General features: G+C 69.0%; 14 protein-coding genes. 5 read left to right on the top strand and 9 right to left on the bottom strand.

Going from position 1 to position 17,214, the window contains the following annotated elements; genetic code table 11:
- Positions 1-78 precede the first annotated feature (78 nt).
- The gene (locus C3B61_RS16830; RefSeq protein ID WP_103461865.1) at positions 79-2,277 is read right to left on the bottom strand and encodes a S9 family peptidase; all 2,199 of its coding nucleotides are present in this window, start codon (positions 2,275-2,277) and stop codon (positions 79-81) included.
- A gap of 394 nt (positions 2,278-2,671) precedes the next feature.
- On the opposite strand from C3B61_RS16830, the gene C3B61_RS16825 reads away from it, so the two are divergent.
- The 3 genes from C3B61_RS16825 to C3B61_RS16815 all read left to right on the top strand — a co-directional run bounded on the left by C3B61_RS16825 (position 2,672) and on the right by C3B61_RS16815 (position 7,080).
- Positions 2,672-4,459, top strand: a complete 1,788-nt coding sequence (locus C3B61_RS16825; protein ID WP_103461650.1) for an HNH endonuclease signature motif containing protein — start codon at positions 2,672-2,674, stop codon at positions 4,457-4,459.
- A 134-nt stretch (positions 4,460-4,593) separates the two neighbouring features.
- Complete coding sequence (locus C3B61_RS16820) at positions 4,594-5,376, top strand: HAD-IA family hydrolase (protein ID WP_205748675.1); 783 nt, start codon at positions 4,594-4,596, stop codon at positions 5,374-5,376.
- 9 nt (positions 5,377-5,385) lie between these two features.
- Positions 5,386-7,080 (top strand): CYTH and CHAD domain-containing protein, encoded by a 1,695-nt coding sequence (locus C3B61_RS16815; protein WP_103461649.1) that lies wholly within the window; start codon positions 5,386-5,388, stop codon positions 7,078-7,080.
- A gap of 25 nt (positions 7,081-7,105) precedes the next feature.
- On the opposite strand, the gene C3B61_RS16810 is transcribed toward C3B61_RS16815, so the two are convergent.
- Positions 7,106-7,531 (bottom strand): MarR family winged helix-turn-helix transcriptional regulator, encoded by a 426-nt coding sequence (locus tag C3B61_RS16810; RefSeq protein WP_240632234.1) that lies wholly within the window; start codon positions 7,529-7,531, stop codon positions 7,106-7,108.
- 69 nt (positions 7,532-7,600) lie between these two features.
- Here C3B61_RS16810 and C3B61_RS16805 point away from each other — a divergent pair, with 69 nt between their 5' ends.
- Both C3B61_RS16805 and C3B61_RS16800 read left to right on the top strand, forming a co-directional pair.
- Positions 7,601-8,410: a tryptophan-rich sensory protein gene (locus C3B61_RS16805; protein WP_103461648.1), complete on the top strand. Its 810-nt coding sequence runs from the start codon at positions 7,601-7,603 to the stop codon at positions 8,408-8,410.
- Positions 8,407-10,008 (top strand): MFS transporter, encoded by a 1,602-nt coding sequence (locus C3B61_RS16800; protein ID WP_103461647.1) that lies wholly within the window; start codon positions 8,407-8,409, stop codon positions 10,006-10,008. The genes C3B61_RS16805 and C3B61_RS16800 overlap by 4 nt, the downstream gene beginning before the upstream one ends.
- Here C3B61_RS16800 and C3B61_RS16795 read toward each other — a convergent pair.
- The 7 genes from C3B61_RS16795 to C3B61_RS16765 all read right to left on the bottom strand — a co-directional run bounded on the left by C3B61_RS16795 (position 9,986) and on the right by C3B61_RS16765 (position 17,176).
- Positions 9,986-10,867, bottom strand: a complete 882-nt coding sequence (locus C3B61_RS16795; protein ID WP_103461646.1) for an FHA domain-containing protein — start codon at positions 10,865-10,867, stop codon at positions 9,986-9,988. The two genes, C3B61_RS16800 and C3B61_RS16795, sit on opposite strands and share 23 nt — an antisense overlap.
- A 4-nt stretch (positions 10,868-10,871) precedes the next feature.
- A complete protein-coding gene (locus tag C3B61_RS16790; RefSeq protein ID WP_088456804.1) occupies positions 10,872-11,114 on the bottom strand; it encodes a hypothetical protein in 243 nt (80 codons plus the stop codon).
- 160 nt (positions 11,115-11,274) lie between these two features.
- Positions 11,275-11,553 carry an HPr family phosphocarrier protein gene (locus tag C3B61_RS16785; protein WP_088456803.1) on the bottom strand — a complete coding sequence of 93 codons (279 nt, stop codon included), beginning with the start codon at positions 11,551-11,553 and terminating at the stop codon, positions 11,275-11,277.
- 96 nt (positions 11,554-11,649) lie between these two features.
- Positions 11,650-13,335: a phosphoenolpyruvate--protein phosphotransferase gene (gene ptsP / locus C3B61_RS16780; RefSeq protein ID WP_103461645.1), complete on the bottom strand. Its 1,686-nt coding sequence runs from the start codon at positions 13,333-13,335 to the stop codon at positions 11,650-11,652.
- Positions 13,336-13,377: 42 nt separating this feature from the next.
- Positions 13,378-15,423 (bottom strand): PTS fructose transporter subunit IIABC, encoded by a 2,046-nt coding sequence (locus C3B61_RS16775; RefSeq protein WP_103461644.1) that lies wholly within the window; start codon positions 15,421-15,423, stop codon positions 13,378-13,380.
- Positions 15,420-16,391: a 1-phosphofructokinase family hexose kinase gene (locus C3B61_RS16770; RefSeq protein WP_103461643.1), complete on the bottom strand. Its 972-nt coding sequence runs from the start codon at positions 16,389-16,391 to the stop codon at positions 15,420-15,422. The genes C3B61_RS16775 and C3B61_RS16770 overlap by 4 nt, the downstream gene beginning before the upstream one ends.
- Positions 16,388-17,176, bottom strand: coding sequence for a DeoR/GlpR family DNA-binding transcription regulator (locus C3B61_RS16765; RefSeq protein WP_088456799.1), 789 nt, complete (start codon positions 17,174-17,176; stop codon positions 16,388-16,390). The genes C3B61_RS16770 and C3B61_RS16765 overlap by 4 nt, the downstream gene beginning before the upstream one ends.
- Positions 17,177-17,214 lie beyond the last annotated feature (38 nt).

Here is a 17,214-nt window from a genome sequence, read left to right as displayed (position 1 = left end):
CACACTGCCGCGACCTGCTCACTTTACTGGGTCACACACCGTCGCCGACCAGGTTCCCCCCATTCGGCCATCGGCAGGCTATGCAGTACCGCCGTCTGCGCCGCTGAGGGAGGCGAATTCGCCCTCACCAGACGGATGCGCCCCGGCCGCGTCAATCAGCCAGGCGTAGTCGAAGGCCCGCTCGCGCCAGCCGGCGTAGCGACCCGAGACGCCGCCGTGGCCGGCCGACATCTCGGTCTTCAGCAGCGCATCCGCCCCCACCTCGCGGAGTCTCGCCACCCACTTGGCCGGCTCCACGTAGAGCACCCGGGTGTCGTTGAGGCTGGTGACGGCGAGGATCCGCGGGTAGTGCGTCTGGTGCACGTTCTCCAGCGGTGAGTAGGTCTTCATGTAGGCGTACACCTCGGCGTCGTGCAGCGGGTCGCCCCACTCGTCCCACTCGATCACGGTGAGCGGCAGGCTCGGGTCGAGGATCGAGGTGAGCGGATCGACGAACGGCACCCCGGCGAGGATGCCGGAGAACAGTGACGGCGCCATGTTCGCCACGGCGCCCATCAGTAGTCCGCCGGCGCTGCGGCCCTCGGCGACGAGCTTGTCCGGCGAGGTGTAGCCGCAGTCGATGAGGTGCTCGGCGCAGGCGACGAAGTCGGTGAACGAGTTGCGCTTCTGGTGGGTCTTGCCGTTTTCGTACCAGAGCCGGCCGAGCTCGCCGCCGCCGCGCACGTGGGCGACCGCGAAGATCATGCCGCGGTCAAGCAGGCTGAGCCTGGAGATGCTGAAGGACGGGTCGATGCTGATCTCGTAGGAGCCGTAGCCGTAGAGCAGGGTGGGGGCCGGGACGCCGGGCTCGACGAGGTCGGAACGGTAGACGATGGAGATGGGTACCCGGGTGCCGTCGGCGGCAACGGCCCATTCGCGGCGCTGTTCGAACAGGGTCGGGTCGTAGTGGCCGAGCACCGGCTGCTGCTTGAGCAGGCGCAGCTCGCCGGTGGCGACCACGTAGTCGTAGACCGTCGAAGGGGTCACAAAGCTTGTGTAGCCCAGACGGATAGTCGGCTGGTTCCATTCGGGGTTGCCGCCGGTGCCCACCGAGAAGAGTTCCTCGTCAAAGGTGATCTCGGTGAGGCCGCCGCCGCGTTTGGTGGCGTAGGCCACCCGGGTGAGGCCGTCTTTGCGGTATTCGACCACCACGAAGTCGCGGAACGCGTCGACGCTTTCCAGGCGGATGCGCTCGCTGTGCGGCAGCACCACCCGGCCCGGGTCCTTCGGATCGGCGGCCGGCACGCTGACGAGCTCGAAGTTCACGGCGTTGTGGTTGTGCACGATCAGCAGGCGGTCTTCGCCGTCGATGACGGCGTGCTCCACGTCGTACTCCACGTTGTCGCGCCGCGGCCAGACCACCGTGAACTCGCCGGTGGGGTCGGCGGCGTCAAGAAGGAAGGTCTCGCTGGTGACGCTGGAGCCGGCCTCGATCATGAGGTATCGGTTGCTGCGCGAACGGCCGACGCCCACCCAGAAACGCTCGTCGGGCTCGGTGAACACCGTCACGTCAGCCTCGACGGAGGTGCCGACCTCGTGGCGCCAGACCGTATCGGGGCGCCAGGCGTCATCGACGGTCGTGTAGAACACGTATCGGCCGCTCGGGTCGAAGAGCGCGCCGGCGCTGGTGTTCGGGATTTCGTCGGCCAGGTTCTCGCCCGTGGCGATGGTGCGTATCCGCACCGTATAGCGCTCGTCGCCCTCGATATCGACGGCGTAGAGCAGGGTGCTGCCGTCGTCGCTCACGTCGAAGCTGCCGAGGGAGTAGAAGTCGTGGCCCGCGGCCTCGGCGTTGTCGTCAAGCAGCACCTGCTCGCCGGGCAGGCCGGGGGCGGTGTCGCCCGCGTGTGCGCCGGTCGAGTCGGTGCCGGTCGAGTCGGTGCCGGTCGCCGGTTCGATGACCGGGGGAGTCCAGTCATCCGGACCCGAGATGGGCGCGCGGCAGTGGATGCCGTATTCCTGTCCCTCCACCGAGCGGGTGTAGTGCCACCACTGCCCACGGCGCACCGGAACGCTGAGGTCGGTCTCCTGGGTGCGGTCCTTGATCTCTTCGAAGATCTGCTCCTGCAGCAGCTCAAGATGGCTGGTGCGGGCATCCGTGTATGCGTTCTCGGCAGTGAGGTGCGCGATGACCTCCGGGGCGTCCTTGTCGCGCATCCACTCGTAATTGTCGACGAACACATCGTTGTGGTGGATACGCCGCGTGGGCTTCCGGGCGGCGACGGGAGGAAGGTTCATGAACTCAGCGTAGCCATCTCGTCCGACCATGTCCCGTGGAACTCCGCAGCAGCCGCCGCGCGCGCGGGATTGCTGTTCGGGGGGTGCCCTGAACCGCCTTCGACGCCGTGCTGGCCTCGTCGGACCAGCCCCGCACCCCGTCCCCGACAACGCGCCTATCCCGTCGGTCGAGCTTGTCGAGACCCTCGCAACCCGTCCTCGACAGGGCGCCCATCCCGTCGGGCGACCCCGTCGAGACCCCGCAACCCGTTCTCGGCAACGCGCCCGTCCCGTCGGTCGAGCCTGTCGGGACCCCGCGAGTCATCCTCTGCAGTGCGGAAATGTTTTCGATATCCGTTCCGGAATTTGCTGACGTTTCCTCGCATATAGGTGCGATTCGTGAGAGAATGGGGGTATGGACGACGAGCTGGATAGTGGCTCCACCGCACCGACGGGAACGACTCCCACCGGGTCGAACCTGCACGACTGGAACACCGGCCTGTCCGGTCCAGATCCCCTCACGGCACCGGATGCCCACAGCTTGAGCGGCACCTCCGACACGAAGGCCGCCGCTGCAGGCGACACTGCGGCCGGCCCCGCGACGGGCTCGAGCCGGGCCGGCCGGGCCAGTCGGGGCCGCTCTAAGCCACGGCCTGAGTGGAGAGACCCGGCCGAGCTGCCCGGGGTGCAGGGCGCGCATACCGGCGCTTTCGGTCAGAAGCTCCAGGCGTTGGATGACGCGGCGCGGACGGTGATGGCGGTGATGGACTCCATCGACGTGAACGCGTTGAGTGACCCGGAGGTGGTCGCGTTGACGCAGATGGTCGAGCGGACCGGTCGGCCGGTGGATGCGGCCCGGGTGGCCACGGCGACCGTGGTGGGTTACCGGTCTCGTACGGGGTTGGGTTCCGAGTCGTTGGCGTGGCGGTTGGGCGCCTCGCACCCCACGGATTTGCTGATTCGGTTGACGGGCATGTCGGGTCCGGAGATGAAACGGCGGGTGGCCCTGGGTGAGAAGGTCGCACCGCGGATGTTGGGCGGCCTGGTGCTGGAGCCCGAGTTCCCGTTCGTGGCCGCAGCCTTGGCGGCCGGGGAGATCGGTCTTGATGCGGCGGAGAACATCGTGAAGGGTTTGGCCGACTACAAGGTGCACGGCCGCTTCGACGCAGACCAGGCCAACGTTGACGGTGGTGAGGCCGCGCTGGTGGAGTCCGCGACCGGGTCCGTGTTCGCCCGCACCCCCGGACCCGGCGACACAGCCGACGACGCCGTCTGCGCGGGGCCGGTCCGGCGTCTGGGTGCGTCGGCGGGGTTCACCTTCCCGGCGGACCGGATTCGGGAGATGGCGGCGACGTGGCAGGCGGTGTTGAACCCGGACGGTGCCGCGCCCACCGCGGAGATCCTCGAAGCCAAATCCACGTTCTCGTTCGGCAAACTCAGCCAAGGCCTGCACCCGCTGCGCGGTGGGGTGACCCCGGAGCTCAAGGGCATCATGCAGAACCTGTTCAACACGTTCCAGTCCGCGCGCAGCGCACCCGCGTTCCCGTCCGCGGACGAACAAAAGCGCATCGAGGCCGGCGAACTCGTTCCCGGCGAGATCCTCGATGAACGCGACGGCGGTCAGAAACGCGCCGATATTCTCCGCGGCATCCTCGTCCAGGTCGCCCAAGACCCCCGCACCCCGACCATGGGCGGGATGCCGCCGACGGTGATGGTGCACGTGAACGCAACCGACCTGATCAACGGGGTCGGGGTCGGTTGGATCGACGGCGTCGAGGGCCCCGTCTCGATGAAAACGATCAACCAGATGGTCGACAACGGCGGCTTCCGGCCGATCTTCTTCGGCGGCACCGGCGCCGTCCTCGCCCTCGGCGACAAAGTCCGCTGCTTCACCCCGCTGCAACGCAAAGCGATCACCGCCCGAGACGGCGGCTGCATCATCCCGGGCTGCACCTGCCCACCGCAATGGACCGAAGTCCACCACGTGACACCGTGGCAAAACGGCGGCCCCACCAACGTCTCGAACGGGGTTTTGCTGTGTTGGTATCACCACCACAACATCGACACCTCCGGATGGCACATCCGCATGGTCCTGGGCATGCCCGAAGTCAAAGCCCCACGCTGGATCGACCCCACCGCCACCTGGCGAAAACCACCCCAACACCGCGCCCACGACCCGAAGACCCGACGACAGGACGAGTAGCCACCGCCCGAGGGTCCGCCGGTCGCGTGAGCCTGTCGGCACGCGTGCAATTACCGCCCGCCAACCGGCCTTCGTTAGGGTCGAAGGAGAAGCATGACTGTGACCACGAAGGTGCTTCGGAAAATGGAATCACCATGACGACCTCCGAAAACTCGGCCGGCACCATCGGCGAAAGGATGGCCGGCGCTGATATCGAGGCCGATCTCCAGAGCATTTTGCAGGCGGTTCCGGAGCCTGCTGCCGAGAGTGAGGCGCACGCCGTGCTCGGACGGGTCTTTCAGGGCGTACTTTTCGACATGGACGGCACCCTGGTCGACTCGACCAAGGCCGTGAACCGGTCCTGGCAGCAGTGGGCCGACGAAATGGGTCTTGGTGCGCTCTTCGCCGGCGTGCAGCATGGCCGTCCGGGCCGCGAAATGATCGCCGATCTGGTCCCGGCTCACCAGGTCGAGACGTCGTTCGCCCGGGTCAATGAGCTCGAACTCAGCGACACCGACGACATCACCATCCTGCCCGGAGCTGCTGAGCTGATGGCCGTCATCCCCGAAGAACGCCGAGCGATCGTGACGTCCTGTCCTCGGGAGCTGTGCCACACCCGTCTCGCATCCGCCGGATTCACGGCCCCGGCCACGGTGGTGACCGTCGAAGACACCGTCAAGGGAAAGCCGGCGCCCGACCCGTTCCTCGAGGCCGCCGACAGGCTCGGCCTCGACGCCCGCCAGTGCGTGGTCGTCGAAGACGCTCCCGCCGGACTCGCCGCGGGTCGCGCAGCCGGCTGCGCAACGATCGGCGTTGTCGGCACTCATTCGGCCGACGAGCTGGACGCCGACCTCGTTGTGTCCAGCCTCGACCGCCTGAGCATCGAACTGCACGATCACGGCGTGGTCTTTGTTCTCCAGACCCAGCCGAGGGAGTAGACAGGACACATGACAGGGCGAGAGCAGACCGAGATCGAGCGTAAGTACGACGTCGAGGGGCTGCGGCCCGTTCCGTCGCTGCAGGGGCTCGACGGCATCACCGCCGACCCGGCCGAGGTGCCTTGTGTGCTCACGGCCGTGTACTACGACACTGCCGATCATGACCTGGCCCGCCACCGCATCGTTCTGCGCCGCCGTGAGGGTGGCGGCGATGCCGGCTGGCACCTCAAGATGCCGGCTGTCGAGGGGCGCACGGAGGTGCACTGGCCACTGGACATCGGCGACGCTGACGGTTCTGAACACATCCCCGCCGAGGTGCTTGAGCCGGTGCGCGCGATTGTGCGCGACCGGCCGCTCACCCCGCTGGCCCGGGTCAGCACTGTGCGCACCACGGTGCGACTCACCGACACCGATGGCCACGCCCTCGCCGAGATCGCCGACGACCTCGTCTCCGCCTCCGATGTGCGCGGTGGAACGTACCGCAAGTGGCGCGAATGGGAGCTCGAGCTTCTGGATGGCGCCCCCGACACCCGCAAGAAGCGCACCAGACTGCTCGATTCCGTCGAACAGGTGTTGCTCACCGCCGGAGCCACCCCGTCCACGAGTGCGGCCAAGATCGCTCGTGCCGTGGGCGTGGAGTCCCTGACCGAGCTCGACGGCGCCGAGGTGCTGCCGGGACTGCTCCCCGCCCCCGCCCTGCAGCAGCCGGACTCCGCTGGTGCCGTCGTTGTCGGAGCGCTCCGCGACCTGACCGCGACCCTCGTCGACGCCGATCCCCGGGCGCGAGCGGATGCCCCGGACGCGATCCATCACATGCGCACCACGGTGCGCCGCCTGCGCAGCGTCCTCGCGGTCTACGCGAGATTGTTTGAAAAGGCCCCGGTGAAGGAGCTGCGCTTCGAGCTCAAGCACCTCGGAGTCGAGCTGGGCCGAGCCCGCGACGCCGAAGTGCGCGCCGCCCGGTTGGTCGAAGAACTCGCCGGCGTCGCCGAATACCCCACCGAGGATGCGCGAACCCGGCTCGTCGGTGGAGCCCGCCGGGACTACGCGGAGGGCCTCGCAGCGGTGCGCGAGTATCTCCTGAGTACGCGTTACTACCGGCTTCTTGATGCCCTCGAGAGCTTCACGGCCTGGCCGCCGATCACCCCGAAGGCGGACCGTCCCGCCGCCGCCGAGATCAAGCGGGACCTCGGCAGGGCCGTCGCCGCGCTGGAGCAGCTCACCGCCACGGTGTCCGACGCGGATGAGCCGGAGCCGGCGTTGCACGAGGTGCGCAAGGCCGCCCGACGGCTGCGCTACGCCGCTGCCGCCGTGGCGTCAGCCGACCCCGTGGCCGAGGCGACGGCGACGAAGCCACCCACAAAGAAGTCGGCCGCCAAGAAGTCGGCCAGGACGGCAGCGAAGAAAACGGCCGCGAAGCGCGCCCACACTGCCGCCCGATTCGCGAAGCTCCGTCGGCGCTACGCGCACGTCGCCCGGGCGGCCAAACCGCTGGTGAAGCGGCTCGGCGACCGGCACGACAGGCTGCTCTACATCGAGGAGCTCGGCCAGGCCGCGGAGGCGGCCCACGAAAGCGGTGAGAATACCCTGGTCTACGGCATGCTCGTCGCCCGGGCCGAGCGCAGCGACGCCACGGTCCCCGTTGTCCTCGACGACACCGCCCGATCGGTGCAGCAGCTCAAGCGACTCGTCGGCGGGCTCTGAGCCAGCAGGGACAGAGCGAGCCGGATTACCAGCGCTCCGCCGAGGACGCTGTGATGATCTGCAGCAGGGCTGCGCGCAGCTCGTCGGCGTTCTCGAGCGGGGGAAACACGTCGGCCTCGAGGGTGCGGGCCTGTTGCCACGCGGCGGTGCCCGCGTCGGTGCGGGTCACCAGGTGGCGCCGGGCGTCGCGCTCGTCCCGGATGCGTGCCACCAGACCCTCCCGCTCCAGCCTGTCCAGGGTGCGCGACATGGTCTGAGTCTGCACCCGTGCCTGCCGGGCCAGTTCGGTCTGACTGCGGGCTCCGTCGCCGAGCAGGTGCAACACAATCAGGCCGGCATGGGTGAGGCCGAGGGAAGCGAGGGCTTCGACCCAGGCATGCTCCACCAGCCGGGCAGCCGTGGAAAGCAGTCGACCGTTCGGCCACTGGGCCATGGCATCGGGAGTGGTCACCCCCTCAATGTACTGCTACCGTGGGTTAGTCAGCTAGCTGACCAATTCGCCGCGACGGAGGAGAACCCCATGTCCACATCTCGCGATCTGCTCCGCCAGAGCACCGTCCTGATCAGTGCGATCCTCGCCCTCGTCGGATCGTTCATCGGCTCGGGCGCCGCGGGCGGCACGCCCATCCAGAACGCCTCCGGGGGAGCGCTGGCCGCCGATGCCACTCCGATCGCCCCGGGCGGACCGGCCTTCGCCATCTGGACGCCGATCTACGCCGGGCTGGTGCTCTACGCCATCTGGCAGTTCCTGCCGAGGCAGAAGACCGACCCCCGCCAGCGCCGCCTCGGCTACCCAGTGGCCGCCTCGCTGCTGCTGAACGCGGCCTGGATCCTCAGCGTGCAGTTCGACCTGCTCTGGCTGAGCGTTCCGGTGATAGTCCTGCTTCTGGCCGTGCTGGTCTGGGCGTTCCTCATCATCCTTGACACCCGCCCGCGGTCCCTGCTGGAGACCGTTCTGGTCGACGGCACCATGGGCCTCTACCTCGGTTGGGTCTGCGTGGCCACCGCCGCCAACATCACGGCAGCCCTCGTCGCCGCCGGCTTCGACGGGTTCGGCCTGGCCGCCGATGCCTGGGGTGTCCTGATCATCGCGGTGGCCGGGCTCGTCGGCGTGCTCCTGGCCGTGGTCGGCCGCGGCAGGCTCACCCCCACCCTCGCCCTCTGTTGGGGCCTTGGCTGGGTGGCGTTCGCGAGGCTCACCGGCGACCTGCTCTCCACTCCCACCGCGATCACCGCGATCGTGGCGGTCGTCGTGGTGCTCGTCGTCACGCTGTTCCTCCGCATCCGCGCGCCGCGCCGGCTGAACACCACCGCATCGGCCACCGCATGACCGGGGCACGCCGCCGCTGGTTGGGCCTGGTCTTCATCAGCATCGCCGTCGCGCTGATCATCGTCGATTCCACCATCGTCAACGTCGCGATCCCCTCGATCATCGACGACCTCGACATCACCTCCACCCAGGTGCAGTGGGTGCAGGAGAGCTACACCCTCGTATTCGCCGCCCTCCTGCTGGTCTTCGGCACCCTCGCCGACCGCTACGGGCGCCGGCGCATCCTTCTCACCGGAGTAGTGATCTTCGCCCTGGCGTCGGTGCTGGCCGCGATGGCCCAGACCGGCGACCTGCTCATCGCCGCCAGGCTGGTGCAGGGCATCGGCGGCGCCATGGTGCTGCCCACCACCCTGTCGCTGATCAACGCCACCTTCCGCGGTCGGGACCGCGGCATCGCCTTCGCCATCTGGGGCTCCACGATCGGCGGTATGGTCGCCGTCGGCCCGCTGCTGGGCGGTTGGCTCACCACCTACTTCTCCTGGCGCTGGGCGTTCGGCATCAACGTGCCGCTGGGCATCCTCATCGTTGCCGGGATCCTGGTCTTCGTATCCGAATCGCGCGACGCCGGCGAACCACGCCGGATCGACGGTGTCGGCGCGGTTCTCTCGGTGATCACCAGCGCCACCCTGGTGTTCGGCCTCATCGAGGGCCGCACGTACGGCTGGTGGCTCACCGAGACGGCACCGACCCTGGGCGATTGGACCTGGCCGTTCAACCTGTCGATCATCCCGGTTGCCTTCCTCGTCACCCTGGTGTCAGGCACCGCCTTCATCCGGTGGGGCCTCCGACGGCAACGGCAGGGCAAATCCACCCTGCTGGCGTTCTCGCTCTTCCGCATCCCGTCGTTCCGCAACGGCAACATCGCCGCGCTGATCGTGTCGCTCGGCGAATTCGGCATCATCCTCTCACTGCCGCTCTGGCTGCAGAACGTGCTCGGCTACGACGCCCTGCAGACCGGGTTCGTACTGCTGGCCCTGGCCATCGGATCGTTCGTGGCCAGCGGCGTCGCTGGGGCCTTGGGCAACCGGGTCTCGCCGCTCACCATCGTGCGGGTGGGCATCGTCGCCGAGATCCTCGGGGTGGCGGGCCTCGGCACCGTCATCACGGTGGATGCGACGTGGCTGTCGATCGTGCCGTTCCTGTTCGTCTACGGCATGGGCGTCGGCCTGGCCACGGCCCAACTCACCGGCGTCGTGCTCGGCGACGTGCCGGTCGACCAGAGCGGCCAAGGCTCCGGAACCTCGAGCACGGCCAGGCAGATCGGCTCGGCGCTGGGCATCGCCGTGCTCGGCACCGTGCTGTTCACCTCGGTCGGGCTGTCCCTGGACGCCAGGCTCGCCGAACTCGAGGTGCCGGCGGCGACGAGCGCGCAGATCGTCGATGTCGTCGTCGACAGCGCGGGAGCAGCCATCCCGTCGCTGGATGCCCAGAGCCCGGCAGTGGCCGACGCGGCCCGCGAGGCATTCAGCGAAGGCACCCGCTACTCGGCGTACGCGGCCGCCGGGTTCCTGGTTGTGGGGCTTCTCGCCAGCCTGCGGCTGACGGGCAGGCCCCTCGAACGCGAAGAACTGCCGGTCACGGCGGAGGTCGCCGGGTAGTCCGGTCCCGGGGCGGCTGCGGTTTCTGTACCGAGAGCTCCCCGCCGAGTCGGCCACCGAACGGCCGGCCGTGGTCGGCGTATTCCTCCCGGAAGAACCCCATGCGCCAGCTACCCATCTCGAGGCGGGCGCCGGTGCGCAGAATCTGGCCCGACGACGGGTCATCCGTCCGGGCACCGCCGCCCACTGGGCCGAGTGCCACGAGGAGATACTCGTCGTTCTCGTCGTGCCGGATCTCGGCGTGCAACGCGTCCAGCCCCTCCAGACGCAGGTCTGCGTCTTCAGCGCTGCCGATCCGGGTCACGCCGGGCAAAAGGTCGAATTCCCGCGGCGGCTGGCCATTCCAGTACTCCGACCCCACCACGAAGATCAGGCGCGGCCGGCCGGCTCCGGGGGCGTAGTGCGTGGTTGTGACACGCCGCCGGATGCGCCGGGCCAGGGTGGGCACCAGCGGGAACGGGGTCGGGGGAGGCAGCGGCAGTGTCCGCTCCGGTGCGGCGGGCTGCCGCCAGCGCCGCAGCAACGGGCTTACCGCGGCGGTGCTGCCCACTACGAGGTGCGGAGACTTCGTGACCAGACGCTGGGCAAGCGGCGCCTGCACGGCGCCCATCCGCGCGATCACCCCGTCGGGCCCGCTCACCGAGACCACGAGTCCGCGTTCGGCCAGATCGGCGGCGAGGGTGCGGAGGGCCGGCAGCGACGACATCCGAGCACGCACGAATCGTTCGGGATCGCTGAGGAACACCTCGATCTCCAGGCCGTTCGCACGGATGGTGCCGTGGGCCTGGTCCTCGGCCGGTTCACCGTCGGCCGGGTCGATCGAGAAGACCAGATCGATATCGAGCCGGGTGCTGCCCATGGGTCTAGTCGGCCGGATTCTCGCTCGTGGTCACCCTCAGGGTGCCATTGAGCTTCCAGATTGCCCGTGGCGCGTCTGGCCCGATATCGCGGGGAACCTCGACCGTCATGTCGATGAAGCTGTAGTCGATGACGGCACTCTTACCGGTCAGGTACGACCACATTTCCTTGCCCAGGTCGGTCCAGTCCTGGATGCTGTGTGCGTCTGGTCCAGAGGCCGGCGCGGGGTCATTCTGCAGATCGGTCATGAGGCAGGTCCTATTCGCTCGTCGTTGAGGATAGGGGAAACGATAGCCGGGGCCGGCGGCGCGTAACTGGGTATCTGCCTAAATCACGGCGCACCTGGCAGCACATGTGAAAACAGCCCGCCCGCCGGAGGCGAGCGAGCTGTTTTCGGTGACGCGGGTTCTACTCGGCGTCGAGGTCAGTCTCGAGGATCTTGACGAGGCCTTCGAGGGCCTCATCCGCTCCGTCGCCCTCTGCGCGCAGCACGACGACCTGGCCGTTTGCGGCACCCAGGCTCATGAGCGACAGGATGCTCGACGCGTCCATGGCGTCGTCGGCCGGGTCGCCCTCGAGCGCGATGGTGACCTCGATCGGCAGTGCGCCGACGGCCTCAGCGAAGATCGCTGCGGGACGGGCGTGCAGGCCGACGCGGCTGGCGATGGTGGCGGTACGTTCTGACATGGTTCCTCCTGAAACTGTACGGATTACAACTGTATTGCCCGCGCGATGTGCACACGCCATGAGGCGGCAGCACATCGCGCGGTTGACGCGTGGGGCTTAGAGCCCCAGTTCGTCGAGAATGGGCAGCTCGGCGCGAACCCGGGCACGCGCCTCGAGGGCGCTCGGGGCAGCCAGGGCGATGCCGGCGAGGCGCTGGGCCTCTTCGACGGTGACCTTCGCCAGCACTGCAGCGACAGCGGCGAGGGCGCGAGCGGTCATCGACAGGGTGTTCACGCCCAGGCCGACGAGCACCACGGCCAGAGCAGGGTCGGCCGCGGCCTCGCCGCAGACACCGACGGGCTTGTTGTTGCCCTCGGCGACGGAGCCGGCCACGGTGAGCTGGATCAGGCGCAGCACGGCGGGCTGCCACGGCGTGTTCAGCGCGGCGAGCGGGCCGAGCTGGCGGTCGGCGGCCATGGCGTACTGGGTGAGGTCGTTGGTGCCGAGGCTCGCGAAGTTCACCTCGCCGAGGATGGTCTCGGCCGTCAACGCGGCGGAGGGAACCTCGACCATGACACCCGGGTTCTTGAGCCCGGCCTCGCCGCACATGCGGGCGAAGTCTGCGGCCTCTTCGGCGGTGGAGATCATCGGGGCCATGACCCAGACATCCGCTTCGGTGCCCTCTGCGGCGGTCGCCACGGCGGCCAGCTGGCGCTTGAGCACGCCGGGCGAGGTGAAGTCGGTGCGGTAGCCGCGCACGCCGAGAGCCGGGTTCGGCTCGGATGCGTCGGTGAGGAAGGGGAGCGGCTTGTCGGCGCCGGCGTCGAGCGTGCGTACGACGACCTTCTTGCCGGGGAACGCGTCGAAGACGCCGCGGTACGCGGTGACCTGCTCGTCGAGGGTGGGTTCTTCGTCGCGGTCGAGGAAGCAGAACTCGGTGCGCAGCAGGCCAACGCCCTGGGCGCCGGCGGCGGCGGCCTTGACGGCATCCGCTGCCCCGCCAACGTTGGCAAGCAGCGGCACGAGGTGACCGTCGGCCATGACGCCCTCGCCGGAGAACACCGCGAGGGTGGCGGCGTTGGCGGCCCAAGCCGTGGCGGCCTCGAGCTGGTCGGCGTCGGGGTCGACGCTGATGCTGCCGGCGGCGCCGTCGACGTAGACCTGGGTGCCGTCAGCGATGGCTTCCACACCGACCGCGGCGACGACGGCCGGCAGGCCGAGGGCGCGGGCGATGATCGCGGTGTGCGACTGCGGTCCGCCGCCGGAGGTGACCAAGGCCAGCACGACGGCCGGGTTCAGCGTGGCCGTGTCGGCCGGCGCCAGGTCGTCGGCGACGAGGATGAATGGTTCGTCGGAGGCGGGGATGCCCGGTGCGGGCACCCCACGCAGTTCCGCGACGATCCGGGAGCGCACGTCGAGGACGTCCGTGGCCCGCTCGGCCATGTAGCCGCCGAGGTTGTGCAGCATTTCGGCCACGGATGCCGCGGACTCCCAGATCGCCCGCTCAGCGGAGGTGCCGGTGTTGATCAACTTCACGGCGCCCTTGATGAGCATGGGGTCCGCGGCCATCAGTGCCGTGGCCTCGAGAACCGACTTACCCGCTCCGGTGGCGCTGACCGAGCGCTGCTTGAGCTCGGCCTGCACCGCCTTCGCGGCTGCGCGCAGTGTGACGGCGGCATCCTCTGCCGTCGTCGACGAGGCCAGCTGTTCTCCTGCTGGCGGCTCGCTCACGGCTTTGGGCATCTGCCGGACGGATCCTACGATTCGTCCGGGGCTGACCCCTACTCCTGTGAAACTCTGCACGGAACTTCCTCTATTCTTCGGCGTTAATGGTGCCCACTAATGTTAGGCGGTCACCAGGGTGTTGTTCTGCTGGATGGACCCCGAAGTCGGGGTCTTTCGGACGTAGCGCTTGAGCACGATTACCGCTATGGCCGAGATGACGGTGCCGATCAGGATCGCCAGGATGAAGCCCAAAACGTTCTCGATGGCGAAGAACACGAAGATTCCACCGTGCGGCGCCTTCGACGTGACACCCCAGGCCATGGTCAGCGCACCGGTGGTGGCCGCGCCGAGCATGCTCGCCGGGATCACACGCAGCGGGTCGGCCGCGGCGAACGGGATCGCGCCCTCGGAGATGAACGACGCACCCAGCAGCCAGGCTGCCTTGCCGTTGTCGCGTTCGACCGGGCTGAACAGTTTGCGGTCGAGCACGGTGGCCAGGGCCATCGCGAGCGGCGGCACCATGCCGGCGGCCATGACCGCGGCCATGATCTGCCACGGCGCCTGGTTGGCCAGCGTTGCGGCACCCAGGCCGGCGACGGCGAAGGAGTAGGCCACCTTGTTGACCGGGCCACCGAGGTCGAACGCCATCATCAGGCCGAGGATCATGCCGAGGATGACAACCGACGCGCCGGTCATGCCGCTGAGCCAGTCGTTCAGGGCGACGGTCAGCCAGGCGATCGGTCCACCGAGCACCAGGAACATCAGTCCGGAGGCGAAGATCGAGGCCAGCAGCGGGATGATCACGACGGGCATCAGGCTACGGAGCCAGCGCGGCACGTCGAACGAGCCGATCCAGGCCGCAGCGATACCGGCGAGCAGGCCACCGACGATGCCGCCGAGGAAGCCGGCACCCATGAAGCCCGAGACCGCACCGGCGACGAAGCCGGGAGCGATGCCGGGGCGGTCGGCGATGCCGTAGGCGATGTATCCGGCCAGGGCCGGAACCAGGAAGCCCATTGACAGGGCACCGATCTTGAAGAAGACCGCGCCCAGGTAGATGGCCAGGCCTCCCTCGGGCAGGTTCCACAGGCTGTTCTGCAGCACCACGTCGTCGGCGACGTCGGTGACGTCGTAGCCGCCGAGCAGGAAGCCCAGGGCGATGAGCAGGCCTCCACCGGCGACGAACGGGATCATGTAGCTGACACCGGTGAGCAGGGCACGCTTGATCTTCTGGCCCATGTGCTCGTTCTCGGACACCGAGTCGGATGCCGCGGCGCCGCCACCGCTGACGCGGCGGGCGTTCGGGTTGTCCACGGCGGCGAGAGCCTCCTGGATCATCTTCTTCGGGTCGTCGATGGCGCGCTTGACGGGGGACTGCACGAGGGGCTTGCCGGCGAACCGGCCCTTGTCGCGCACATCGACGTCAACGGCGAAGATGACGGCGTCGGCGGAGTCGATGACCGAGGCGGCCAGCGGGGTCGCTCCGGCGGAACCCTGGGTCTCGACCTGCAGGTCGATGCCCATCTCCTTGGCGGCCGCGACGAGCGCGTCCGCTGCCATGTAGGTGTGGGCGATGCCGGTGGGGCAGGCGGTGACGGCGACGAGACGGCGGGCCCCGTTGGCCGGGGTGCCCTCGGTGCCGGCTCCGGTGGGCGCCGCGGTGACGCGCGGGGCGGCGGAGGTGGAGTGCGCTCCGGCTGTGGTCGCCGCGGTGACCGGTGCGACGATGTCGGTGACCAGGGTCACGATCTCCTCGGGGGTCTTCGCGGCGCGGAGGGCTGCGGTGAAGTCGGCCTTCATCAGCGACCGGGCCAGCTTCGACAGGATCTTCAGGTGGTCCTGGTCGGCGCCTTCGGGGGCGGCGATCATGAAGATCAGGTCGGCGGGTCCGTCGGCCGACCCGAAGTCGACCGGCTGGGACAGACGGGCAACGGCCAGCGTCGGCTCGGTGACCGCGCTCGAACGGCAGTGCGGGATGGCGAGTCCGCCGGGGATGCCGGTGGAGGTCTTGGCTTCGCGGGCGAGGGCGTCGGCGTACAGCCCGTCGATCTCGGTGGCTCGGCCGGCTCCGACGACGAGCTCGGCGAGGTGCCGAATCACGGTCGCCGGCGCGGCACCGAGGTTCTGGTCCAAAGCAACGAGCTCTGGGGTAATCAGTGCACTCACTGGTCATCCTCCTTTGGATGTGTAGCAAATGCCGTCACTGTGACGGCGCTGGGGTCGGTTTGGGTCACGGCCGGCACGGTTGAGCCGGGCAGGGATGCGGCAGCGGCGCCGTGGGCGACGGCCTGACGCAGGCAGTCCGGGGCGGATGCTCCGGCCAAGTCGCTGAGCAGGAAACCTGCCAGCGAAGAATCTCCGGCGCCGACGGTCGAAACCGCGACGATCGGGGGACGAGTGGCAAGCCAGTAGCCCTCCGCGGTGACCAGCAGGGCGCCCTGGGAACCGAGGGTGGCCAGCACGGCGCCGACTCCCGCGGTGATCAGGGTCTGCGCGGCGCGTGCGGCCAGGTGCGGGTCGGCCTCGAGGCTGTCCGGGTCTGAGATGCCGGTGAGCTCGGCGAGTTCGTCGGCGTTGGGCTTGAGCAGGTCGGGGCCGGCGCTGATGGCCGCGGCCAGGGGGGCACCTGAGGAGTCGATGGCGACTTTGGGAGCCGCGGCGCCGAAGCGGGTCTTGAGCTCCCGGGTGAGGTCGGCGTAGAAGGTGTCCGGCACCCCGGGTGGCAGCGAACCGGCCAGCACCAGCCAGCTGGCGCCCTCGGCCTTCTCGAGGACGAGCTCCACCAGGGCGGACTGCTGCTCGTTGGTCAACACCGGACCGGGTTCGTTCACCTTGGTGGTGGTGCCGTCCGGTTCGGTGATCGCGATGTTGCTTCGCAGGGTCGCGCCGATCGGCAGGCCGAGGTGCGGGATGCCCTGAGCGGTCAGCGCGAGCAGCACCGGGTCATCCGCGTCGCCGGGCAGGATCGCGAGGCTCTCGATGCCCGAGGCTGCCAGGGCGCGGCAGATGTTGACACCCTTGCCGCCGGGTTCCTGATGGGCGTCCAGGGCGCGCTGTACGTCGCCGCGCGCGAGCGGGCCGGCGAGTTCGATGGTGCGGTCCAGGCTGGGGTTGGGGGTGAGTGTGACGATCATGCGATTACGACCTCGACATCCGCCGCGGCCAGGGCTGCGGCAAGTTCAGCGGAAGGGGGAGCATCGGTGATGAGCGCGTCGATGTCGCTCAGAGCAGCGAACCTGACCAGGGTTTCCTGGTCGAGCTTTGAGGAGTCGGCCAGCGCGACAACGCGGCGGGCGGAACGCACGATCGCGGTCTTCACGGCGGCCTCGACCGAGTCGGGGGTGCTGAAGCCGAAGTCGGCGGCCACGCCGTTGGCGCCGACGAAGGCGATGTCGGGGCGCATGGCGTCGAGCATCTGGGTGGTGCGGGTGCCCACGATGGCCCGGGTGAGGCCGCGCACCCGGCCGCCGAGGATCTGCAGCGAGATGGCCTCGTTGCCCGCCAGCTTGTAGGCGATGGGGAGGGCGTTGGTGATCACCAGGAGCTGGTCGCCGGGGTTGGCCGGCGTCCACTCGAGAAGCCGGTCGGCCAGCAGTTCGGTGGTGGTGCCGGAGTCCAGGATGATCGACCCCGTTGTGCTCGCGGGGATCATGGCCAGGGCGGCATCGGCGATGCGGGCCTTCTCGTCGTGGCGCTGGGTCTGGCGCTCTTCGAGGCTGGCCTCGGACATGCTCAGCCGGTCGATGGCCACGGCGCCACCGTGCACGCGGCGCAGGTGCCGGCTCAGTTCGAGGGCGGAGAGGTCGCGGCGTACGGTCTCCGGGGTGATGTCGAAGCGCACGGCCAGTTCGTTCACGGTGACCCGGCTGCGGTCGGACACCATCTCGGCGATCATCGACTGACGCTCTTCGGCGAACATCGGGCCTCCTCGACGGTGAGAACGCGGCCCGGGGGGAG

Origin of the sequence: Cryobacterium zongtaii, assembly GCF_002909375.1 — a bacterium.
GTDB lineage: Bacteria > Actinomycetota > Actinomycetes > Actinomycetales > Microbacteriaceae > Cryobacterium > Cryobacterium zongtaii.
The sequence above is the reverse complement of the archived record's forward strand: the minus strand, read 5'-3'. Positions and strand labels throughout refer to the sequence as shown.